This window comes from Algoriphagus boritolerans DSM 17298 = JCM 18970, assembly GCF_900108085.1.
Lineage (GTDB): Bacteria > Bacteroidota > Bacteroidia > Cytophagales > Cyclobacteriaceae > Algoriphagus > Algoriphagus boritolerans.
The window spans coordinates 1-2,744 of record NZ_FNVR01000064.1 but is presented as its reverse complement, the minus strand read 5'-3'; the positions used below and the strand labels follow the sequence as shown (position 1 = coordinate 2,744).

The following is a 2,744-nucleotide window of genomic DNA, read 5'->3' as shown; positions in this document are numbered from 1 at the left end:
TACACCAGCGGTCAGTCCAACCCGGTCCTCTCGTACTAAGGTCAGGTCCTCGCAAACTTCCCACGCCCGCAACAGATAGGGACCGAACTGTCTCACGACGTTCTGAACCCAGCTCGCGTGCCACTTTAATCGGCGAACAGCCGAACCCTTGGGACCTTCTCCAGCCCCAGGATGTGACGAGCCGACATCGAGGTGCCAAACCTCCCCGTCGATATGAGCTCTTGGGGGAGATCAGCCTGTTATCCCCAGCGTACCTTTTATCCTTTGAGCGACGGCTCTTCCATTCAAAACCGCCGGATCACTATACCCGTGTTTCCACCCTGCTCGGCTTGTCGGCCTTACAGTCAAGCTCCCTTATGCTATTGCACTCCTCGTACGGTTACCAAGCGTACTGAGGGAACCTTTGGAAGCCTCCGTTATCCTTTTGGAGGCGACCACCCCAGTCAAACTACCCACCAAGCAATGTCCCCCGTGCGGGGTTAGATACCAGACAAACAAAGGGTGGTATTTCAACAGTGACTCCACGAATCCTGGCGAACCCGCTTCTCAGTCTCCCACCTATCCTACACATCATTTGTCCAGTACCAATACTAAGCTGCAGTAAAGGTGCATGGGGTCTTTCCGTCCCGTTGCGGGTACGCGGCATCTTCACCGCGACTACAATTTCACCGAGCTCATGGTTGAGACAGCGCCCAGATCGTTACACCATTCGTGCAGGTCGGAACTTACCCGACAAGGAATTTCGCTACCTTAGGACCGTTATAGTTACGGCCGCCGTTTACTGGGGCTTCGATTCAATGCCTCTCTTGCGATAACATCCCCTCTTAACCTTCCAGCACCGGGCAGGTGTCAGGCCTTATACTTAGTCTTTAAACTTTGCAAAGCCATGTGTTTTTGTTAAACAGTCGCCTGGGCCTCTTCACTGCGGCTGACATCGCTGCCAGCGCCCCTTCTCCCGAAGTTACAGGGCCATTTTGCCGAGTTCCTTAACCATGATTCACTCGAGCACCTTAGGATTCTCTCCTCGACCACCTGTGTCGGTTTGCGGTACGGGTAGCTATACGCTTAGCGCTAGAAGTTTTTCTTGGAAGCCCTTAGGATCACTATCTGATTGTCCGAAAACGCTCAGTACTATCACGTTCGGCTAGCCCTGCGCATTTAACTACAAGGCCAATACCTACTCGCTTTAACCCGGTATTCCGTCACCGGGCGGATCTTTCATCACTCCGTCACTCCATCACCTGTATAACCAGTATGGGAATATTAACCCATTGTCCATCCACTACCCCTCTCGGGTTCGCGTTAGGTCCCGACTAACCCTGATCCGATTAACGTTGATCAGGAAACCTGGGTCTTACGGTGGGCGGGTTTCTCGCCCGCCTTATCGTTACTTATGCCTACATTTGCTTTTCCAAAAACTCCAGCACCCCTTACAGGATACCTTCTCCGTCATTGGAATGCTCCCCTACCACTAGCCCATTGCTGGGTCTAATCCTTCGCTTCGGTATTAGGTTTGATGCCCGATTATTATCGACGCCCTGTCGCTCGACCAGTGAGCTGTTACGCACTCTTTAAAGGAATAGCTGCTTCCAAGCTAACCTCCTGGCTGTCTCTGCAACTGGACCACCTTTGTTCAACTTAACCTAAATTTGGGGACCTTAGCGGAAGGTCTGGGTTCTTTCCCTCTCGGACTGGGACCTTAGCACCCCAGCCCTCACTGCCGGTTCTGTATGACGGCATTCGGAGTTCGTCAGGATTTGGTAGGATGTGACTCCCCCTAGTCCTATCGGTAGCTCTACCTCCGCCATACAATTCCCGACGCTGTTCCTAAAAACATTTCGGGGAGTACGAGCTATTTCTCAGTTTGATTAGCCTTTCACCCCTACCCACAGCTCATCCGGAAGCTTTTCAACGCTTATCGGTTCGGTCCTCCAGTTGGTTTTACCCAACCTTCAACCTGGCCATGGGTAGATCACTAAGTTTCGCGTCTACCCCCTCCGACTCTGTCGCCCTTTCAGACTCGCTTTCGCTCCGGGTACGGTACTGAATACCTTACCCTTGCCAGAGAGGTGTAACTCGTAGGCTCATTATGCAAAAGGCACGCCGTCACCACATCGCGTGGCTCCGACCGCTTGTAAGCGCACGGTTTCAGGGTCTATTTCACCCTCCTATTCGGAGTACTTTTCACCTTTCCCTCACGGTACTCGTTCACTATCGGTCTCTCAGGAGTATTTAGCCTTACCGGATGGTGCCGGCAGTTTCAAACGGGATTTCTCCGGTCCCGCCCTACTCAGGATACCCGCCTCAAAATAAATCCTTCCAATACGGGACTCTCACCCCCTTCGGTCTGCTTTCCCACGCAGTTCTCGTCAGATTTAACTCAATTATGCAGGTCCTACAACCCCGAACATGCCGTAACATATTCGGTTTGGGCTCCTCCGCGTTCGCTCGCCACTACTTACGGAATCATTGTTATTTTCTCCTCCTATGGGTACTTAGATGTTTCAGTTCCCCACGTTCGCTTTCCTTACGGAATAACCATTGCTGGTTGGGTTGCCCCATTCGGACATCCACGGATCATTTCGTATTGGCCGATCCCCGTGGCTTTTCGCAGCTTATCACGTCCTTCTTCGCCTCTGAGAGCCTAGGCATCCCCCGTGCGCCCTTAATCACTTACTTCTACTTTGTACTATCTCTAGTACTTCTGTTACAATTTCTACTTCAATATGTCAATGAACTTGTTC

At 51.9% G+C, this 2,744-nt stretch carries 1 rRNA gene; it reads right to left on the bottom strand.

What is annotated here, in order from left to right:
• Positions 1-2,679: ribosomal RNA gene (locus C4S61_RS21515) — 23S ribosomal RNA — on the bottom strand; the annotation flags it as partial.
• Positions 2,680-2,744 lie beyond the last annotated feature (65 nt).